General features: G+C 71.6%; 11 protein-coding genes and 2 pseudogenes. 11 read left to right on the top strand and 2 right to left on the bottom strand.

Translation table 11 applies throughout. The features are described 5' to 3' along the window. The first annotated feature begins 78 nt into the window (after positions 1-78). Together ABT070_RS12670 and ABT070_RS12665 are read left to right on the top strand one after the other, a co-directional pair. Positions 79-4,212, top strand: a complete 4,134-nt coding sequence (locus tag ABT070_RS12670; RefSeq protein WP_451101595.1) for a bifunctional nitrate reductase/sulfite reductase flavoprotein subunit alpha — start codon at positions 79-81, stop codon at positions 4,210-4,212. A 203-nt stretch (positions 4,213-4,415) separates the two neighbouring features. After that, positions 4,416-8,327 (top strand): glycoside hydrolase family 2 TIM barrel-domain containing protein, encoded by a 3,912-nt coding sequence (locus ABT070_RS12665; protein WP_351759613.1) that lies wholly within the window; start codon positions 4,416-4,418, stop codon positions 8,325-8,327. A gap of 94 nt (positions 8,328-8,421) precedes the next feature. Here the strand turns inward: ABT070_RS12665 and ABT070_RS12660 are convergent, their stop codons facing one another. After that, positions 8,422-8,772 (bottom strand): DUF6980 family protein, encoded by a 351-nt coding sequence (locus ABT070_RS12660; RefSeq protein WP_351758610.1) that lies wholly within the window; start codon positions 8,770-8,772, stop codon positions 8,422-8,424. An 86-nt stretch (positions 8,773-8,858) separates the two neighbouring features. Between ABT070_RS12660 and lpdA the strand changes: the two genes are divergently transcribed. From lpdA to ABT070_RS12620, 8 genes are all read left to right on the top strand, one after another. After that, complete coding sequence (gene lpdA, locus ABT070_RS12655) at positions 8,859-10,271, top strand: dihydrolipoyl dehydrogenase (RefSeq protein WP_351758607.1); 1,413 nt, start codon at positions 8,859-8,861, stop codon at positions 10,269-10,271. Positions 10,272-10,402: 131 nt separating this feature from the next. Continuing rightward, a complete protein-coding gene (locus ABT070_RS12650) occupies positions 10,403-11,689 on the top strand; it encodes a hypothetical protein (RefSeq protein WP_351758604.1) in 1,287 nt (428 codons plus the stop codon). Further along, positions 11,686-12,153, top strand: coding sequence for a DUF7144 family membrane protein (locus ABT070_RS12645; RefSeq protein WP_351758603.1), 468 nt, complete (start codon positions 11,686-11,688; stop codon positions 12,151-12,153). The genes ABT070_RS12650 and ABT070_RS12645 overlap by 4 nt, the downstream gene beginning before the upstream one ends. Positions 12,154-12,271: 118 nt before the next feature. Beyond that, positions 12,272-13,762, top strand: coding sequence for an AlkA N-terminal domain-containing protein (locus tag ABT070_RS12640; protein ID WP_351758601.1), 1,491 nt, complete (start codon positions 12,272-12,274; stop codon positions 13,760-13,762). A 9-nt stretch (positions 13,763-13,771) separates the two neighbouring features. Further along, complete coding sequence (locus tag ABT070_RS12635) at positions 13,772-14,281, top strand: methylated-DNA--[protein]-cysteine S-methyltransferase (protein WP_351758599.1); 510 nt, start codon at positions 13,772-13,774, stop codon at positions 14,279-14,281. 242 nt (positions 14,282-14,523) lie between these two features. Next, positions 14,524-15,414, top strand: a complete 891-nt coding sequence (locus ABT070_RS12630) for an alkaline phosphatase family protein (protein ID WP_351758596.1) — start codon at positions 14,524-14,526, stop codon at positions 15,412-15,414. Between the two features lie 5 nt (positions 15,415-15,419). Then, positions 15,420-16,688 carry an MFS transporter gene (locus ABT070_RS12625; protein ID WP_351758593.1) on the top strand — a complete coding sequence of 423 codons (1,269 nt, stop codon included), beginning with the start codon at positions 15,420-15,422 and terminating at the stop codon, positions 16,686-16,688. Then, positions 16,685-17,707, top strand: a complete 1,023-nt coding sequence (locus ABT070_RS12620; protein WP_351758590.1) for a TolB family protein — start codon at positions 16,685-16,687, stop codon at positions 17,705-17,707. Before ABT070_RS12625 ends, ABT070_RS12620 begins: the two co-directional genes overlap by 4 nt. Before the next feature lie 25 nt (positions 17,708-17,732). Here ABT070_RS12620 and ABT070_RS12615 read toward each other — a convergent pair. After that, a pseudogene (locus ABT070_RS12615) lies at positions 17,733-18,080 on the bottom strand (Sir2 family NAD-dependent protein deacetylase); the annotation flags it as partial. A gap of 14 nt (positions 18,081-18,094) precedes the next feature. Here ABT070_RS12615 and ABT070_RS12610 point away from each other — a divergent pair. Next, positions 18,095-18,440, top strand: a pseudogene (locus ABT070_RS12610) (hypothetical protein); the annotation flags it as partial.

Below are 18,440 nucleotides of genomic sequence, written 5' to 3'. Positions count from 1 at the left end.
GCGTTGGACCCGCGGACCGACAGCGCGACCACGACCCAGGTGCGCACGGTCTGCTCGTACTGCGGTGTGGGCTGCGGCATGCTCCTCGACATCGGCCGCGGACCGGACGGGCGCCGTACGGTCCTGAAGGCGTCCGGCGACAAGCAGCACCCGGCGAACTTCGGCCGGCTGTGCACCAAGGGCGCGACCACCGCCGACATGCTCGCCGCGCCCGGCCGGCTGACCGGCGCGCTCGTCCGCTCGGACCGCGGCGCGGAACCGGAGCCCGCCCCCGTGGACGCGGCGATCGCCGAGACGGCACGGCGGCTGCGGGCGATCGTCGACGAACACGGCCCCGACGCGGTCGCCCTCTACGTGTCCGGCCAGATGAGCCTCGAAGCGCAGTACCTGGCCAACAAGCTGGCCAAGGGCTATCTCCGTACCAACCAGATCGAGTCGAACTCCCGCCTGTGCATGGCAAGCGCGGGAACCGGTTACAAGCTCTCGCTCGGCGCCGACGGCCCGCCCGGTTCGTACGAGGACCTCGACAAGGCGGACGTCTTCCTCGTCATCGGTTCCAACATGGCCGACTGCCACCCGATCCTGTTCCTCCGGATGATGGACCGGGTGAAGGCGGGCGCCAAACTGATCGTCGTCGACCCGCGCCGCACCGCCACCGCCGCGAAGGCCGACCTGTTCCTCCAGGTCGCGCCGGGCACCGACCTCGCCCTCCTCAACGGTCTGCTCCGTCTCCTGCACGAGAACGGCCACACCGACCCCGACTTCGTCGCCGCGTACACCGAGGGCTGGGAGGCCATGCCGGCGTTCCTCGCCGACTACGCGCCCGCGACGGTCGCGGAGATCACCGGCATACCGGAGGACGACCTCCGTGCGGCGGCCCGGCTGATCGGCGAGGCGGGGGAGTGGACCAGCTGCTGGACCATGGGCCTCAACCAGTCCACGCACGGCACCTGGAACACCAACGCGCTCATCAACCTCCACCTCGCCACCGGCAGGATCTGCCGCCCGGGCAGCGGCCCCTTCTCCCTCACCGGCCAGCCCAATGCCATGGGCGGCCGGGAAATGGGTTACATGGGCCCGGGGCTGCCCGGTCAGCGCTCCGTCCTCGTCGAGGGCGACCGTGCCTTCGTCGAGGACCTGTGGGGGCTCGCGCCGGGCACGATCAGGGCCGACGGCGTCGGCAAGGGCACGATCGAGATGTTCCGGAAGATGGCCGAGGGCGACATCAAGGCCTGCTGGATCATCTGCACCAACCCGGTCGCCTCCGTCGCCAACCGCAGGACGGTCATCGAGGGGCTGGAAGCCGCCGAGTTCGTCGTCGCGCAGGACGTCTTCGCCGAAACGGAGACAAACGCTTACGCCGACATCGTCCTGCCGGGCGCGCTGTGGACCGAGACCGAGGGCGTCCTCATCAACAGCGAGCGCAACCTCACCCTCGCCCGCCCCGCCGCCGACCCGCCCGGCGAGGCCATGGCGGACTGGCAGCTCATCGCGGCCGTCGCCCGCGCCATGGGTTACGAAAGCGGTTTCACCTACGACACCGCCGAGCAGGTCTTCGAGGAGATCAAGCGCGCCCACAACGCGCAGACCGGCTACGACCTGCGCGGAGTGACCTACGACCGGCTGCGCGCCACCCCGGTGCAGTGGCCGGCGGCCACCGCCGACGGGCCCGACCGCAACCCGATCCGCTATGTGAACGAGGACGGCTCGCTCACCTTTCCCACGGCTTCCGGCCGCGCGGTCTTCCACCCGCGTCCGCATGTCCCGCCCGCCGAGATGCCGGACGACGACTACCCGTTCTTCCTGAACACCGGCCGCCTCCAGCACCAGTGGCACACCCTGACGAAGACCGCGAGGGTGGCCAAGCTCAACAAGCTGAACCCCGGCCCCTTCGTGGAGGTGCACCCCGAGGACGCCGCCGCGCTCGGCGTGGCCGACGGCGACTCCGTCGAGGTCGCCTCGCGGCGCGGCCGGGCCGTCCTGCCGGCCGTCGTCACCGACCGCGTCCTGCCCGGTTCCTGCTTCGCGCCGTTCCACTGGAACGACCTGTTCGGCGAGTACCTCAGCGTCAACGCCGTCACCAGCGACGCCGTCGACCCGCTGTCCTTCCAGCCCGAGCTGAAGGTGTGCGCGGTCTCCCTGACGAAGGTGTCGACACCGGTTACCGTGCAGCCGCCGGCCACGGAGACCCCGGCGCCGCGGAACCTCCTCGGCAACGCGCCGGGCGACCGGGCCCCGCTGCCGGAAGGACCCGGCGCCGTCCTCGTGCCGACCGCCGTCCTGCCGTCCGCGGCCGAGGTCTTCGGTCTGCGCCCCGCCCCGCCGCCGGTCCTGACCGAGCGCGAACGGCAGTACCTGGTCGGTTTCCTCGCCGGGATCCCGGCCGGCGCCCCCGGCGTACCGGTGCTGCCGGCGGACGCGCCCTTCGCTCCCGAGCACGCGCTGTGGGTCAACGGCACCCTCGCCGGCATGTACTCCCGTACCGCCACCGCACCCTCAGGTCCGACGACCCCGGCGCGCCGGGTGGTGATCCTGTGGGCCTCGCAGACCGGCAACGCCGAGGACTTCGCGACCACCACCGCCGAGCGGCTCACGGCGGGCGGTCACCCGGCGTCCCTCGTCGCCATGGACGAGGCCGACCCGGCCGCGCTGCCCTCCGACGCCGACCTGCTGCTGATCACCAGCACCTTCGGCGACGGCGACGCCCCCGACAACGGCGCCGGCTTCTGGGACGGCCTCGCCGCGCTGGACACCGGTCGGCTGGAAGGCCACCGCTACGCCGTCCTCGCCTTCGGGGACTCCTCGTACGACGACTTCTGCGGGCACGGGCGGCGGCTGGACCGGCGGTTGGACGAACTCGGCGCGGTCCGGCTGGCCCCCCGCACCGACTGCGAGCCGGACTTCGAGACGGAGGCGGAGGCCTGGCTCGACCAGGTGGCCACCGCCCTGAAGGAGGCCACGGAGCTGGTGCCCGCGGCTCCGGCCCAGATCCCGGCGACCGCGGGTCCCGCCGCCGCTCGCGCGTCGGCAATCGTTGCGGAAACCGGTTCCGGCACCGTTTCGAAGGCCCCCGCCGCTGCCCGCCCCAGGCGCCCCGCTCCCGTCGTCGCCCGGCTGACCGGCAACCGGCTGCTGAGTCTGCCGGGCTCCGGCAAGGAGGTCCGCCGCTTCACCTTCGACACCCGCGACAGTGAGACCCCGCTCGTCTACGAGGCGGGCGACGCCCTGGGCGTACGCCCCCTCAACTCGCCGGACATGGTCGCGGAGTGGCTGGGCGTCACCGGACTCGACGCGCAGGCACGCGTGCAGGTGAACGGCGTCGGGGAGGTCGAGCTCGGCGAGGCCTTCCTGCGCCACCTGGACATCACCCGGATCACCCCGGCCCTGCTGCGCTTCACCGCCGACCGCACCCGCGACCCGCGGGAACTGCGCAAGCTGCTGCGCCCCGACAACAAGGACGAGCTGGCGAAGTGGTCCTGGGGCCGCCAGGCCGTCGACGTGGCCGCCGAGTTCGGTGTCCGGGCCGGCGCGCAGGAGTGGGCCGAGCTGCTGGGACGGCTGCAGCCGCGGCTGTACTCCATCTCGTCCAGTCCGCTGACCGACCGTCATCTCGTCTCGCTCACCGTCTCCGTCGTGCGGTACGAGAACCTGGCCGGCCGCCCCCGGCAGGGCGTCTGCTCGCCCTTCCTGGCCGACGCCGAGCCCGGCACCGAGGTGGCCGTCCATGTGCAGCGCTCCCCGCACTTCCGCCCGCCGGCGGACCCGGCGACCCCGATGGTGATGGTCGGCCCCGGCACCGGCGTGGCGCCTTTCGTCGGCTTCCTCGAGGAGCGCCGGGCACGGGGGCACCGGGCTCCCAACTGGCTGTTCTTCGGCGAGCAGCACCGGGCGACGGACTTCTACTACGAGGAGGAGCTGGCCGCTCTCCGGGGCGACGGCATCCTCGCCCGGCTGGACACCGCCTTCTCCCGCGACCAGCGCGCCAAGGTCTACGTCCAGGACCGGATCCGCGAGCACGGCTCCCATCTGTGGTCCTGGCTCCAGGACGGCGCCCACTTCTACGTCTGCGGCGACGCCTCCCGGATGGCCAAGGACGTCGACGTGGCCCTGCGTGACGTGGCGGTCCTGCACGGCGGCCTGAGCGAGGCGGAGGCGGCGGCCTATGTGAAGCAGCTCGCCTCCGACAAGCGGTACGTGCGGGACGTCTACTGACGGGAGTCACCAAAAAAGCCCGTGGGGAGCGCGGGTACCAAGTGGCGTTGCGCCGAAGAGAGTTGATATTCGGACATCGCGGCGCGTCTATGTTCGTTTTTTCAACAGGAGTGGACAAGATCTGACGCACCCTCCGTCCGTGCGAAGCCGCACGGGTCGCCCCGAGGAAGGTCGTGGTCATGTCGCACCCGCATGTGTCGTCCATGGACCGGCCGGACCGCCCCCAGTGGGTGGAACCGGACCACCCCCGGCGGACGGTCGTCAGCCGTCGTCGTCTGCTCGAAGGGTCGGCCGCCGTCCTCGGCGCGCTCGCCCTGTCCGCGCCGTCCACCGCCCGCCGGGCCGTCGCCGCGGACGGCACCCCGGAGTGGAACGGCGCCATCGACGTCTTCCGGCTCGGCACCGAAGCACCGCACACCACGCTCATGCCGTACGCGGACCTCGCCCAGGCGCTCGCCGCCGACCGGACCCGCTCGCCCTACCGGCTGAGCCTCGACGGCACCTGGAAGTTCGCCCACGCCGACCGTCCCGACGACCGGGACCCCGACTTCCACCGCACCGACGTCGACGACAGCGGCTGGGACACCATCCCGGTGCCCGCCGCCTGGCAGTTGCACGGTCACGACCGCCCGATCTACATCAACATCACCTATCCGTGGTGGGGCGCCAACGGGCTGGGGGAGGAGGCGCAGCCACCGGCCGCCCCCACCCGCTACAACCCCGTGGGCCAGTACCGTCGCACCTTCACGGTCCCGGGCGGCTGGGCGGGACGGCGCACGTTCCTTCACTTCGAGGGGGTCAAGTCCGCCCACTACGTGTGGATCAACGGTGAGTTGGTCGGTTACCACGAGGATTCCTACGACCCCGCCGAGTACGACATCACTCCGCACCTCAAGCCGGGCACCAACCAGATCGCGGTGGAGGTCTACCGCTACTCGGACGGCGACTGGCTGGAGGACCAGGACATGATCCGGCTGAGCGGCATCTTCCGCTCGGTCTACCTGTACTCCACACCGGCCGTGCACCTGCGTGACTTCAGGCTGGACACCCCGCTGGGCGACGACTACAGGACGGCCGAACTGTCGGTCACCGCGAGCGTGCGGGACTACGGCGGACAGGGCGCCGGCACGTACTCCGTCGAGACCCAGCTGTACGACGGGAGCGGGCACCCGGTGTGGCCCCGGCCCCTGCAGCAGGCCGTCGCGCTCGGCTCCGGGGAGGAGACGGCCGTACGGGCCGCGAAGGCCGTGCCCGCGCCACGCCTGTGGTCGGCCGAGCATCCGTACCTCTACACCGCCGTGCTCCGCCTGCGCGACCCGTCGGGAAAGGTGATCGAAACCCTTTCCCACCGCGTGGGCCTGCGCGAGTTCGCGCTCAAGGACGGCCTGATGCGCATCAACGGCAAGCCGGTCTCCTTCCGGGGCACCAACCGGCACGAGATGCACCCGACCCGTGGCTCGGCCCTCACCCGCGCCGACCTCGTCGAGGACATCGGGATCATCAAGCGGCTGAACATCAACACCGTCCGCACCTCGCACTACCCCAACAACCCGCTGTGGCTGGAGCTCGCCGACGAGTACGGCCTGTACCTCGTGGACGAGACCAACCTCGAGACCCACGGCATCCGGGGCGAGTACCCGGGCAACCACGCGGAGTGGACGAGGGCCTGCGTGGCCCGTGCCCAGAACATGGTCCACCGCGACAAGAACCACGCCTCGGTCGTCATCTGGTCGCTCGGCAACGAGGCCGGCGGCGGCACCACGTTCAACGCCATGCACGACTGGATCCGCTCCTACGACACCACCCGCGTCATCCAGTACGAGGGCGACGACCGCCAGGGGATCAGCGACATCCGCTCCGAGATGTACGACACCCCCGCCCGCGTCGCGGCGCGGGCCGCGGACACGAGCGACACCCGGCCGTACGTGATGATCGAGTACTCCCACGCGATGGGGAACTCCAGCGGGAACTTCAAGAAGTACTGGGACCTGATCCGCCGTCATGAAGTGCTCCAGGGCGGCTGGATCTGGGACTTCGCCGACCAGGCCCTCGACTGGCCCACCCCCGTCCGCAAGCTGTTCACCGAGGCCGGGCCCGCCGCTCTCCGGGGCGAGCTCATCGCCTCCGGAGGCGCCTTCACCCGCGACGCGGGCATCTCCGGTGCAACCGTTTTCGCCCGTGACGCATCGCTGGACCTCACCGGCTCCCTCACGCTGGAAGCGTGGGTCACCCCGCACGTAACCGGTTACCACCAGCCGATCCTCGCCAAGGGCGACACCCAGTACGCCCTGAAGCAGACGAACCGGACCCTCGAGTTCTTCATCTACGGCAGCGGCCAGTGGATCACCGCGAGCTGGGCACTGCCGGACGACTGGACCGGCTCCGAGCACCATGTCGCCGGCGTCTTCGACGCGGCGGCCGGCACGCTGACCCTGTACGTCGACGGCGCGGTCCGCGCCACCCGCACCACCACGGTGCGCCCCGGCAACAACACCGCGCCCCTGTCCCTGGCCACCGATGTCGACAACCCGACCCGGGAGTTCAGCGGCACCGTCCGGCGGGCACGCGTGTACGCCCGGGCGCTGAGCGCGGCCGAACTGGCCGTCGCCGGGCGTGGTCCCGGCGACGACGGCGTACGGTTCTGGTTCGACGCCGCCACCGTCGGCCTCACCGAGAAACGCCCTCGCGAGAAGTCGTTCCGTGCCTACGGCGGCGACTGGGGCGACAACCCCAACGACGGGGCCTTCTCCGGCGACGGCATCGTCACCGCCGACCGCGGGGCCACCGGCAAGTCCGCCGAGGTCAAGCGGATCTACCAGGCCGTCCACGCCGCACCTGCCGCCGGCGGCGACCTGCTCACCCCGGGCGCGGCGGTCACCCTCACCAACGAGTACCTGTTCACCAACCTCCGGGAATTCGACGGACGTTGGGAACTCGTGCGGGACGGCGAAGTGGTCCGGCGCGGAAAGCTGGGCCGTGACCTGCTCGACGTGCCCGCGCTGTCGAGCAAGGACGTCACCGTCCCCTTCGAGCTGCCGGACCACCCGGCGCCGGGCGCCGAGTACTTCCTCCACCTGTCGTTCACCACCAGGGAGAAGACGAAGTGGGCGAAGTCCGGCTTCGAGGTGGCGAGGCAGCAACTCGCCGTCGACGCCGGGAGCCCCGCCGTCACGCCCGTGCCACTGGCCGGCGTCCCGGCGCTCAGTCATCGGGACAGTGCCGGATCGGTCACCGTCAAGGGCCGGAACTTCTCGGTCACCGTCGACAAGGAGACCGGCGTCATCACCTCCTACGAGGCCGACGGCACCCCATTGATCTCCTCGGGACCGGCCCCCAACTTCTGGCGCGCCCCGACCGACAACGACCGGGGAAACGGACAGCACACCCGCAACCAGACCTGGCGCGACGCCAGCGCGCGTCGCAGGGTGACCGATGTGAGCGTGCGGGCGCTGCGCGACCGGGCCGTCGAGATCAAGGTCGCCGGGACGCTGCCCACCACGACGGAGTCGACGTACACCACCACCTACACCGTTTTCGGAAACGGTGAGATCAAGGTCGACAACACCCTGCACCCGGGCGCCGCCTCCCTGCCGTACATCCCGGAGATCGGCACGCTGCTGTTCCTGCCCGCCCGCCTGGAGAAGCTGCACTACTACGGCCGCGGTCCCGAGGAGAACCACTGGGACCGCAACGACGCCACCGACGTGGGCCGCTACTCCGGCACCGTCACCGGGCAGTGGACCTCCTATCTGCGGCCCCAGGAGAACGGCAACAGGACCGACGTCCGCTGGGTCGCCCTCACCGGCGGCGACGGCACCGGCCTGCTGGTCAGCGGCGAGCCGCTGCTGGAGTTCAACGCCTCGCACCTCACTCCGGAGGACCTGTCCGTCGGAGCCCGCCACGACTACCAGCTCACCCCTCGCAAGGAGGTCGTACTGCGCCTGAACCACCGGCAGATGGGCGTCGGCGGCGACAACAGCTGGGGCGCGCACACCCACGACGAGTACAAGCTGTTCGCCGACCGCGACTACGCGTACACCTATCGGCTCCGGCCGTTGACCGACGTCGGCAGGGCGACGGCCGCGTCGCGGCGGCCGACGGCGACCTCCGAGTAACCGGTTCCACCAGTTTCACCGCCGCCGGCGGTACGGACACGGGTTCGGCCATGGATGCCGGACCTGGCCGTACCGCCGGCGCTCTCGGAGCGCTTCAGCCGGCACGCGGTGGGTCCTCGCCGGCCGACGCCGGGCCGGTGTGGCCTTCCCGCAGCCACCGGTCGTCCTCGAACTCCGGCGGCACAGCGTCCTCCCAGGGGTCGATCCCGCGTGCCTCGAGTGCCTGCGACCACCGGTCGCGCAGCGACTCCGGCAGCCGCGCGCCGCACCACGGGCAGAAGCCGATCTCCCGGGAGGCCGACCCCCCGTCGTGGACGATCAGCCCGTACTCCCGGAACCTCGGTTCGAACCGCACCAGCGCGTCCGGGCAGTCGAAGACATCGGCGTGGGCCCGGCAACGCCAGTCGGCCTGGCGGGTCATCTCCGCACAGCAGTGATCGATCACTCACACATTCTCCCCGGCGGCGCGCGAGAATCGGAACGGCAGCACGTATCACCCGTATCGCACTCCACGGAAAAGGAAACGAATCCATGACCGAGCAGGACGAACGCTTCGACGTCGTGGTCCTCGGCGCCGGTCCGGGCGGCTACGTCGCCGCGGTCCGCGCCGCCCAGCTGGGCAAGCGCGTCGCCGTCGTCGAGGAGAAGTACTGGGGCGGCGTCTGCCTCAATGTGGGCTGCATCCCCACCAAGGCCCTCCTGCGCAACGCCGAACTCGCCCACATCTTCACCCGTGAGGCGAAGACCTTCGGCATCAAGGTCGACGGACAGGTCTCCTTCGACTACGGAGAGGCGTACCGCCGCAGCCGCAAGGTCGCCGACGGCCGGGTCAAGGGCGTCCACTACCTGATGAAGAAGAACAAGATCACCGAGTTCGACGGCCGCGGCGCCTTCGTCGACGACCGAACCCTGCGGGTAACCGGTTACGACGGGGAGACCCGCACCATCGGTTTCGACCACTGCATCATCGCCACCGGCGCCACCCCCAAGCTGCTCCCCGGCACCAAGCGCAGCGCGCGCGTGGTGACGTACGAGGAGCAGATCCTCGCCGACGACCTTCCGCAGTCGATCGTCATCGCGGGCGCCGGCGCCATCGGCATCGAGTTCGCGTACGTCCTGCACAACTACGGTGTGAAGGTCACGATCGTCGAGTTCCTGGACCGGGTCGCCCCCCTGGAGGACGCCGAGGTCTCCGCCGAACTGGCCAAGCAGTACCGGAAGCTGGGCATCGACGTACTCACCTCCACCCGGGTGGAGTCCATCGACGAGTCCGGTCCGCGGGTCCGTGTCACCGTCACCGGCAAGGACGGCGCCCAGCAGGTCCTGGAGTCCGACAAGGTGCTCCAGGCGATCGGCTTCGCCCCGAACGTCACCGGCTACGGCCTGGAGAACACGGGCGTGGCGGTCACCGAGCGCGGCGCGATCGACGTCGACGGCCGCTGTCGCACCTCCGTCCCGCACATCTACGCCATCGGCGACGTCACCGCGAAACTGATGCTCGCGCACGCGGCCGAGGCCATGGGCGTCATCGCCGCCGAGACCCTCGCCGACGCGGAGACCATGGAGCTGGACTACGCCATGATCCCGCGCGCCACCTACTGCCAGCCCCAGGTCGCCAGCTTCGGCTACACCGAGGCCCAGGCGCGGGAAAAGGGTTACGACGTCAAGGTGGCCAAGTTCCCGTTCACCGCGAACGGGAAGTCGCACGGCCTCGGCGACACCACCGGTTTCGTGAAACTGATCAGCGACGCCCGGTACGGCGAGCTGATCGGCGGTCATCTGATCGGTCCCGACGTCACCGAACTGCTTCCCGAGCTGACGCTCGCCCAGCAGTGGGACCTCACCGTCCACGAGGTCGCCCGCAACGTGCACGCCCACCCGACGCTGGGCGAGGCCGTCAAGGAGGCCGTCCACGGACTGGCCGGGCACATGATCAACATGTAGCGGCCCCCGTACGGGCGGGGTCGTTCACCCGAACGGCCCCGCTTCGCTCGCCGCCGCCGCACGGCCGGGATGTGCTGGCATCCACCGGACCGACCCCGGGCCGGACCCGACCGACGGCGAGGGAGTCCGCCATGCCGGAAAGCGGTGTCCCCGCCGACGCGGAGCTGGACGCGCTCAGAGCCCGTATCGCGGCACTGGAGGAGGAGCGCACCCGTCGTCCCACCCACCACCGGGTCCGCTCGATCGTCGCGGTCGTCCTCATCGTCCTCGGCTGTGTCCTGGCCCCGCTGGGCGTGGTGGCGGCCTGGACCTCGAGCATCGTGGGCGACACCGGACGCTATGTCGACACCGTCCGCCCGCTGGCCTCCGACAAGGACATCCAGAACGCGGCCGCCACCCGCGTCACGAACGCGCTGATGGAACGCCTGGACCTCACCGCCCTCCTCCAGGACGCGGCCCCGGCCCAGCGTCCGCTGCTGGAGAAGGCCCTCGGCAGGCTGGGGCCCTCGCTCGAGAGCGCCGTCGGCAGCTTCGTGCACGACAAGGCGCAGGCGGTCATGGCCTCCGACGCCTTCGAGAGGATCTGGGTCGACGCCAACCGCCGCATCCACAGTTCCGTCGAGAAGGCCCTCACGGGCAGCGGCGGCGGCGCGGTGAAGATCGAGAACGACACGGTGACGATCGACCTCGCCCCGGTCGTCGAGCAGGTCAAGCAACGGCTCGTCGACTCCGGGATGACGGTCGCGGGGAAGATCCCCGAGATCCACACGAACTTCACCGTCGTGGAGTCCGAGGACATCGGCAAGGTCAAGACCTACTTCCGGCTGCTCCAGCTGGCCGGTGTCTGGCTTCCCGTGATCGCGGTCCTGCTGGTGGCGGCGGGCGTGCTGCTCTCGGCGCACCGCCGCCGCGTCCTGATCGTCGCCGCGCTCTGCTTCGCCTTCGCCACCCTCCTGCTGGGCGTCGCGCTGACCGTCTTCCGGGTCGTCTACCTGGACGCGCTCCCGGCCGGCGTCTCCCAGCCGGCCGCCGGGTCGGTGTACGACACGCTCACCCGGTTCCTGCGCACCTCCGTGCGGTCGGTGGTCGCCCTCGGCGTGGTGATCGCCCTCGCGGCCTGGCTGACCGGGCCCGGCCGTCACGCCGCTCTGGTGCGGCGGCTCTGGCACTCGGGCATCGGCGCCGTGCGCGGGACCGCCGATCACGCCGGACTGAGCACCGGTCCCGTCGGCCCGTTCGTCGACCGCTACCGCACCTGGATCACCTGGATCCTGACCGCGGGAGCCGTCCTGGCCTTTGTCCTGTGGCCGTACCCGACCGGCTGGGTCGTGGTCGGCCTGGCTCTCGCCCTGCTCTTCGCGCTGGGCATCGTCGACTTCCTCGCGACCCGGCCCCACCGAAAGGACAGCCCCGCATGAGCTCGCACTCCCCGACCGGAGAGCCGCACGGTGAGATAGGCGGCGCCTGGTCCACGCCGCGCGGCGGCCCGTCCGGGTCCGGCACGCACGGCAGCCGGGCCGACAGCGGCGTCGTCTTCGCCGGCGTGCTGCTGCTGTGCAGCGGCGTGCTCGCCGTCCTCCAGGGCATCGCGGCCATCGCCGAGGACGACATCTACGCCCGCGTCGGCTCGTACGCCTACGAGCTCGATCTCACCGGCTGGGGCTGGATCCACCTCGTCCTCGGCGTGGTCGCGGCGGCGACCGGCGCGGCCCTGCTCAAGGGCATGACCTGGGCGCGTTTCACGGGCATCTTCCTCGCCGCGCTGAGCCTGGTCACCCAGTTCCTGTTCCTGCCCTACCAGCCGCTCTGGTCGATCGTCGTCATGGCGATCGACGTGTTCGTGATCTGGTCGCTGGCGACCTGGCAGGAGAGGGCGGGCTGAGGGCCGGCGGGAGGGCCTCCGGCCCCCTTCGCAGGAGCCGGCGGGCGGTGCCGGGCCGTGCGAGGCCGATGTCGGATTCTCGCCAGCGCCCGATCGGCGGCCGGTGGATGCTGGACGTATGCAGAACGGGATGTACACCGATCGCGAGCACTGTGTGCGCGCCGTGCGGTCCAAGGACGCGCGGTTCGACGGCTGGTTCTTCACCGCGGTCCTGACCACCGGCATCTACTGCCGGCCCAGCTGCCCCGTCGTGCCGCCCAAGCCGCAGAACATGGTCTTCCACCCGAGCGCCGCCGCCTGTCAGCAGGCCGGCTTCCGCGCCTGCAAGCGCTGCCGGCCCGACACCACGCCCGGCTCCCCGGAGTGGAACCAGCGCGCCGATCTGGTCGCCCGCGCCATGCGCCTGATCGCCGACGGCGTCGTCGACCGTGAAGGCGTACCCGGACTGGCGGCCCGCCTCGGCTACAGCACCCGCCAGGTCGAGCGCCAACTCCTCGCCGAACTCGGCGCGGGCCCACTCGCGTTGGCCCGCGCGCAGCGCGCCCAGACCGCTCGCCTGCTCATCGAGACGACCGAACTCCCCATGGCTGAGGCGGCGTTCGCGTCCGGCTTCGCCTCCATCCGTACCTTCAACGACACCGTGCGCGAGGTCTTCGCGCTCTCCCCGAGCGAACTGCGCGCCCGTGTCCCGCGCAAGAACCCCTCGGCCCGTCCGGCCACGCCCGGCACGCTCGCCCTGCGCCTCCCCTTCCGGGCCCCGCTCAACCCCGACAACCTCTTCGGGCACCTCGCCGCCACCGGCGTCCCGGGTGTCGAGGAGTGGCGGGACGGCGCGTTCCGGCGCACGCTCCGGCTGCCGTACGGGCACGGCATCGTGGCGCTCACCCCGAACCCCGACCACATCGGCTGCCGCCTCACCCTCAGCGACCTGCGCGACCTCACGGTCGCGATCAGCCGCTGCCGGCGCATGCTCGACCTGGACGCCGACCCGGTCGCCGTCGACGACCAGCTGCGCACGGATCCGCTGCTCGCACCCCTGGTGGACAAGGCCCCCGGCCGCCGGGTGCCCCGTACGGTCGACGAGGCGGAGTTCGCCGTCCGCGCCGTGCTGGGGCAGCAGGTCTCCACGGCGGCCGCCCGGACCCACGCGGCCCGCCTGGTCACCGCGCACGGCGAACCGGTCGACGACCCGGAGGGCGGCCTCACCCACCTGTTCCCGACCGCCGAGGCGCTCGCCGCCGTCGACCCCGAGACGCTGGCGATGCCCCGTACGCGCCGCACCACCTTCACCACCCTCGTCGGACACCTCGCCGACGGCTCACTGCACCTGGGTGTGGAGAGCGACTGGCCGAAGGCGCGCGCCGCGCTGCTCGCGCTGCCCGGCTTCGGACCCTGGACGGTCGACGTCATCGCGATGCGGGCCCTCGGCGACCCCGACGCCTTCCTCCCCACCGACCTCGGAGTCCGGCGCGCCGCACAGCAGTTGGGCCTGCCCTCCACCCCGGCGGCGCTCACCGCCCGCGCGGCGGGCTGGCGCCCCTGGCGGGCGTACGCCGTCCAGTACCTCTGGGCGACCGACAGTCATCCGATCAACTTCCTGCCCGTGTAAGGAACTTCAGTGAAACAGCACACGATCGTCGACAGCCCGTACGGCCCTCTCACGCTCGTCGCCGACGACGGCGTCCTGTGCGGCCTCTACATGACCGAACAGCGACACCGCCCACCGGAGGAGGATTTCGGCCCCCGCGACGACACCCTCTTCCGTGCGGCGGAGGAACAGCTGGAGGCCTATTTCGCGGGCGAGTCGAAGGACTTCGCTCTCGAACTCCGCCTGCACGGAACCCCGTTCCAGCGGTCCGTATGGGCCGAACTCCGGAAGATCCCGTACGGCGAGACCCGCACCTACGGCGAACTCGCCGAAGCCCTCGGCAATCCGGCCGCCTCCCGCGCGGTGGGCCTCGCCAACGGCCGGAATCCCATCGGCATCATCGTGCCCTGCCACCGCGTGATCGGCGCAGGCGGCGGCCTCACCGGCTACGGCGGCGGTCTGGAGCGCAAGCGGCGCCTGCTGGACTTCGAGGGCGGGGCTACCCCCGGCGACACGGCCCTCTTCCGGCTCGAGGCGTAGGGACCGCGCATCCGGACCGGGCCCCACCGGCCAGTCCGGGTGGGCGCCCGGTCCCCACGACGGCGACCGGGCGGGTGGCCCGGGGCTCCTGCTGTCCATGACCTGTGCATGACCTGTGCCGGGGACGACCTTTGCCCGGTGGGGCCCACCGTTCGTCTGGCCTTCACCCAGGCCCGGTCCGGGGCTCCTAGGGTTGCGGCGCTGCCCCCCGCACGTCCGTCACTACTGTCCGGAGGACAGTCATGGCCGCCGTCAAGGCATCCCCGCGCAACCGACGCCCCCTCGCCGCACTCGCCGGGGCCCTCGCCCTCACCGCCACGTCGATCGGCGTGTGGACCGCCACGGCCTCCACCGCTCAGGCGGCCGCTCTCCCGACCCCCGACCACGTGGTGGTCGTGGTGATGGAGAACCACGCCTACTCACAGGTGATCGGGAGCTCCGGCGCCCCCTACCTCAACAACACCCTCAAGGCGGGCGGCGCCGACCTGACCCGGTCCTACGGTCTCACCCACCCCAGCGAGCCGAACTACTACATGCTGTTCTCGGGCTCCGGCCAGGGCCGCACCGACGACAGCTGCGTGCCGGTCGGGTCCCTCTCCCAGCCGAACCTCGCCTCGGAACTGATCGCCGCGGGCAAGACCTGGGCCAGCTACAACGAGTCGCTGCCCAGCCAGGGCTCCACGACGTGCAGCAGCGGCAACTACGCCCAGAAGCACAACCCGTGGTTCGGGTTCTCCAATGTGCCCACGAGCACCGCCAGGACGATGACGCAGTTCCCGACCGACTGGACCACCCTCCCGAAGGTCTCGTTCGTCGTCCCGAACCTGTGCAGTGACATGCACGACTGCTCGGTCTCCACGGGCGACACCTGGATCAAGAACAACCTGGGCGCCTACGCCACCTGGGCCAGGACCCACAACAGCATCCTCGCCGTCACCTTCGACGAGGACAACAAGCTGTCCGGCAACCGCATCCCCACCGTTTTCTACGGGCAGCACGTCACTCCCGGCAGCTCCAGCTCCACCACCTACAACCACTACAACGTCCTGCGGACCGTGGAGGACCTGGCCGGTCTGACCACACACGCGGGCAACGCCTCCTCGGCGTCCGACATCACCGGCATCTGGAACTGACGCCCGTGTATCTCGCGGACTCCCGCAGCCCCGAGCCCGCCGCCGCCCCGGACCTCCGTCCGGGGCGGCGGCGGGCCGCCGTGCCCTCCACCGTGCTGGCCCTCGGCGCGGTCAGCCTGATCACGGACGTCTCCTCGGAGATGGTCACCGCCGTCCTGCCGCTCTACGTCGTGGCCGGCCTCGGTCTCTCGCCGCTCGGGTTCGGGCTCCTCGACGGCATCAACAACGGTGTCGGGGCCCTGGTCCGGCTGGCCGGGGGCCATCTCGCCGACCGGGGAGGCCGTCGGCACAAGGTCGTGGCCGGCCTCGGCTACGGCCTGTCGGCGTTGTGCAAGCCGTTGCTGCTGCTCGCCCACACCGTTCCCGTGATCGGCGCCGTGCTCGCCGCCGACCGCACCGGCAAGGGGCTGCGGACCGCCCCCCGGGACGCGATGATCTCGTTGGCCACCGAACCGCGGTACCGGGGACGGGCGTTCGGGGTGCACCGCGCCATGGACACCACCGGCGCGCTGCTCGGCCCGCTGGTCGCCTTCGCCGTGCTGCGGGCCACCGTAGACGGCTACGACGCCGTCTTCGCCGTCAGCGGCTGCGTCGCCGTGCTCGGAGTCCTGGTGCTGGTGCTCTTCGTGCCGCGCCACCTCGTCCCCGCCGGGGCGGCGCAACCACCCGAACCGGCCCGGCCCGTGCTCCGGGACGCGCCGGGGCTGCTGCGCCGCCCCGAACTGCGCAGGCTCACCGTGTGCGCGACCCTGCTCGGCCTGACCACCGTCAGCGACTCCTTCCTCTATCTGCTGCTCCAGCGCGAAGGGGCCCTGTCCGCCGCTCTCTTCCCGTTGCTGCCGCTCGGCACCGCCGCCGTCTTCCTGGTGCTCGCACTCCCGCTCGGCGTCCTCGCCGACCGCGTCGGCAGCCGCCGGCTCTTCCTGGCCGGCCACGGCGTCCTGCTGCTCGGCTACGGCCTGGTGCTCTCTCCCTGGCAGGGCGCCCCCGCCGTGGTGGCCGTCCTCGTCCTGCACGGCACCTTCTACGCCGCCACCGACGGGGTCCTCGCGGCCGCCACCGCAGGCGCCGTGCCGGACCGCCGACAGGGCGCCGGTCAGGCACTGGTCGGCACCGGCCAGGCCCTGGCCCGCTTCACCTGCTCGCTCGCCTTCGGCGCGGCCTGGAGCCTGTGGGGCGGGCGCACCGCCCTCGCGGTCACCGCCGCCGCGCTGGCCGTCAGCGCCGTCGTGGCCTCGTTCGTCCTCCGAACCACCGATGAGGTGCCCGCATGAGCCGGACGATCCGCCTGACGGTCCTGCTGGTCGCCGTGGTGCTGCTCGGCACGGTCGGCACCGGGTCGGTGCTGTACGCAGCCCACCGGTCGGGCCTGCGCGACGAGCAGCGGGCCGACGGTCCGACCGTGCGGGCCGGTACGGTCTCGCTCCGGCCGACGTCCGGCCGCCGGCTGCTGGTGCGCAACCTGGCCTGGGGCCCGCACCGCGACGAGATCGCCACCGTGCCCGCCGACGATCCGCAGGGGCCGCGCACCGCGTCCGGCGTCAAGTGCCTGCGCTTCCACGCGGCCGCGGGAACCGGCGTCTGCCTCCAGGCCGTACACGGCGCGCTGCGGGACACCTACCGGGCGGTGGTGCTCGACGCGCACCTGCACGAGCTGCACCGCTTCCCGGCGCCGGGCATCCCCACCCGGGCCCGGGTCTCACCCTCCGGTCATCTGGTGGCCTGGACGGTATTCGTCAGCGGGGACTCCTACGCCGGCACCGCCTTCTCCACCCGCACCGCCATCGCCGACACCCGGACCTGGGCCGTCGACGACAACCTGGAGACCTTCCGCATCATCAGGGACGGCCGGACCTACCGCGCGGCGGACATCAACATCTGGGGCGTCACCTTCGCGGACGACACCCGCTTCTACGCCACGCTGGCGTCCGGCGGCCGGACCTACCTGGTCCGCGGCGACGTCGGCGCACGCACCCTCACCACCTTGCACGGCAACGTCGAATGCCCCTCGCTCTCGCCCGACGGCACCCGGATCGCCTACAAGAAACGCGTCCCGGGAGCCTCGCCCGACGCCCCCTGGCGGCTGTACGTCCTCGACCTGCGCACCCTGAAGGAGACCGCCACCGCCGAGCGCCGCAACATCGACGACCAGGCCCTGTGGGCCGACGACTCCACCCTCGTCTACGCCCTCCCCGGCGACTACGGCTCGGACCTGTGGACCGTCCCCGCCGACGGAGGCGGCGCGGCCCGCACCCTCATGAGGTCCGCCGTCGCCCCCGCCTACCTGGGGTGACGGCGGACGTCCCGTCAGAACTCCGTCAGAACTCAGGCCCGGTCAGTTCCCGCAACAGCTTCGGCAGCGCCGTCCCGATCGGCTCCCGCACGACCTCGTCGGCGATCTCGTCGTACGGCGTCGGCTCGGCGTTGACGACGAGCCGGGCCCCGTGGTCGGCGGCGACGCCGGCCGGCCCGGCGGCGGGCTGGACCTGGAGGCCGGTGCCGACGGCGACGAAGACGTGGCAGGCCTTGGTGACGGCGGCGGCCTCGCCCGGCACCACCGGGTCGAGCCGCTCGCCGAACATCACCGTGGCCGACTTCAGGATCCCGCCGCACGTGCGGCACGCCGGATCCGCGTCACCGGCCTCGACCCGCGCCGGCGCGGCCTCTCAGAGGGGCGGTCGTGCATGGCCTTCAGCTGATCGCAGGCGATGGCCAAACGATTGACCTGCGCAACCCGGTTCTGAACGAGACGGCGGTGCGGGCGGGGGGTCAGCAGATCCTGCCCGCCGTGGAGACAAAAGTGCTTGGCGATCGTCATCCCCGCGACGACATTTGTACAAGACGGACAGTCGGTGGCCCCGGCATCGTCCTGTACATGGGTAACTACGACGTCAAGCACGCGCACGGGATACACGTGGTCCATGACGGCCTGCGGCAGGCGCCGCCGCTGGTGCTCATCCACGGATCGGGGTCCGCGGGCGGCTCCTGGAGCCCAGTGGTGCCGGCCCTCGCCGGGCGGCACCACG

Source organism: Streptomyces sp. NPDC002884, from assembly GCF_040295245.1.
Classification (GTDB): Bacteria; Actinomycetota; Actinomycetes; order Streptomycetales; family Streptomycetaceae; genus Streptomyces.
Note: the sequence above shows the minus strand (reverse complement) of the source record. Positions and strands in the feature narration are given on the sequence as shown.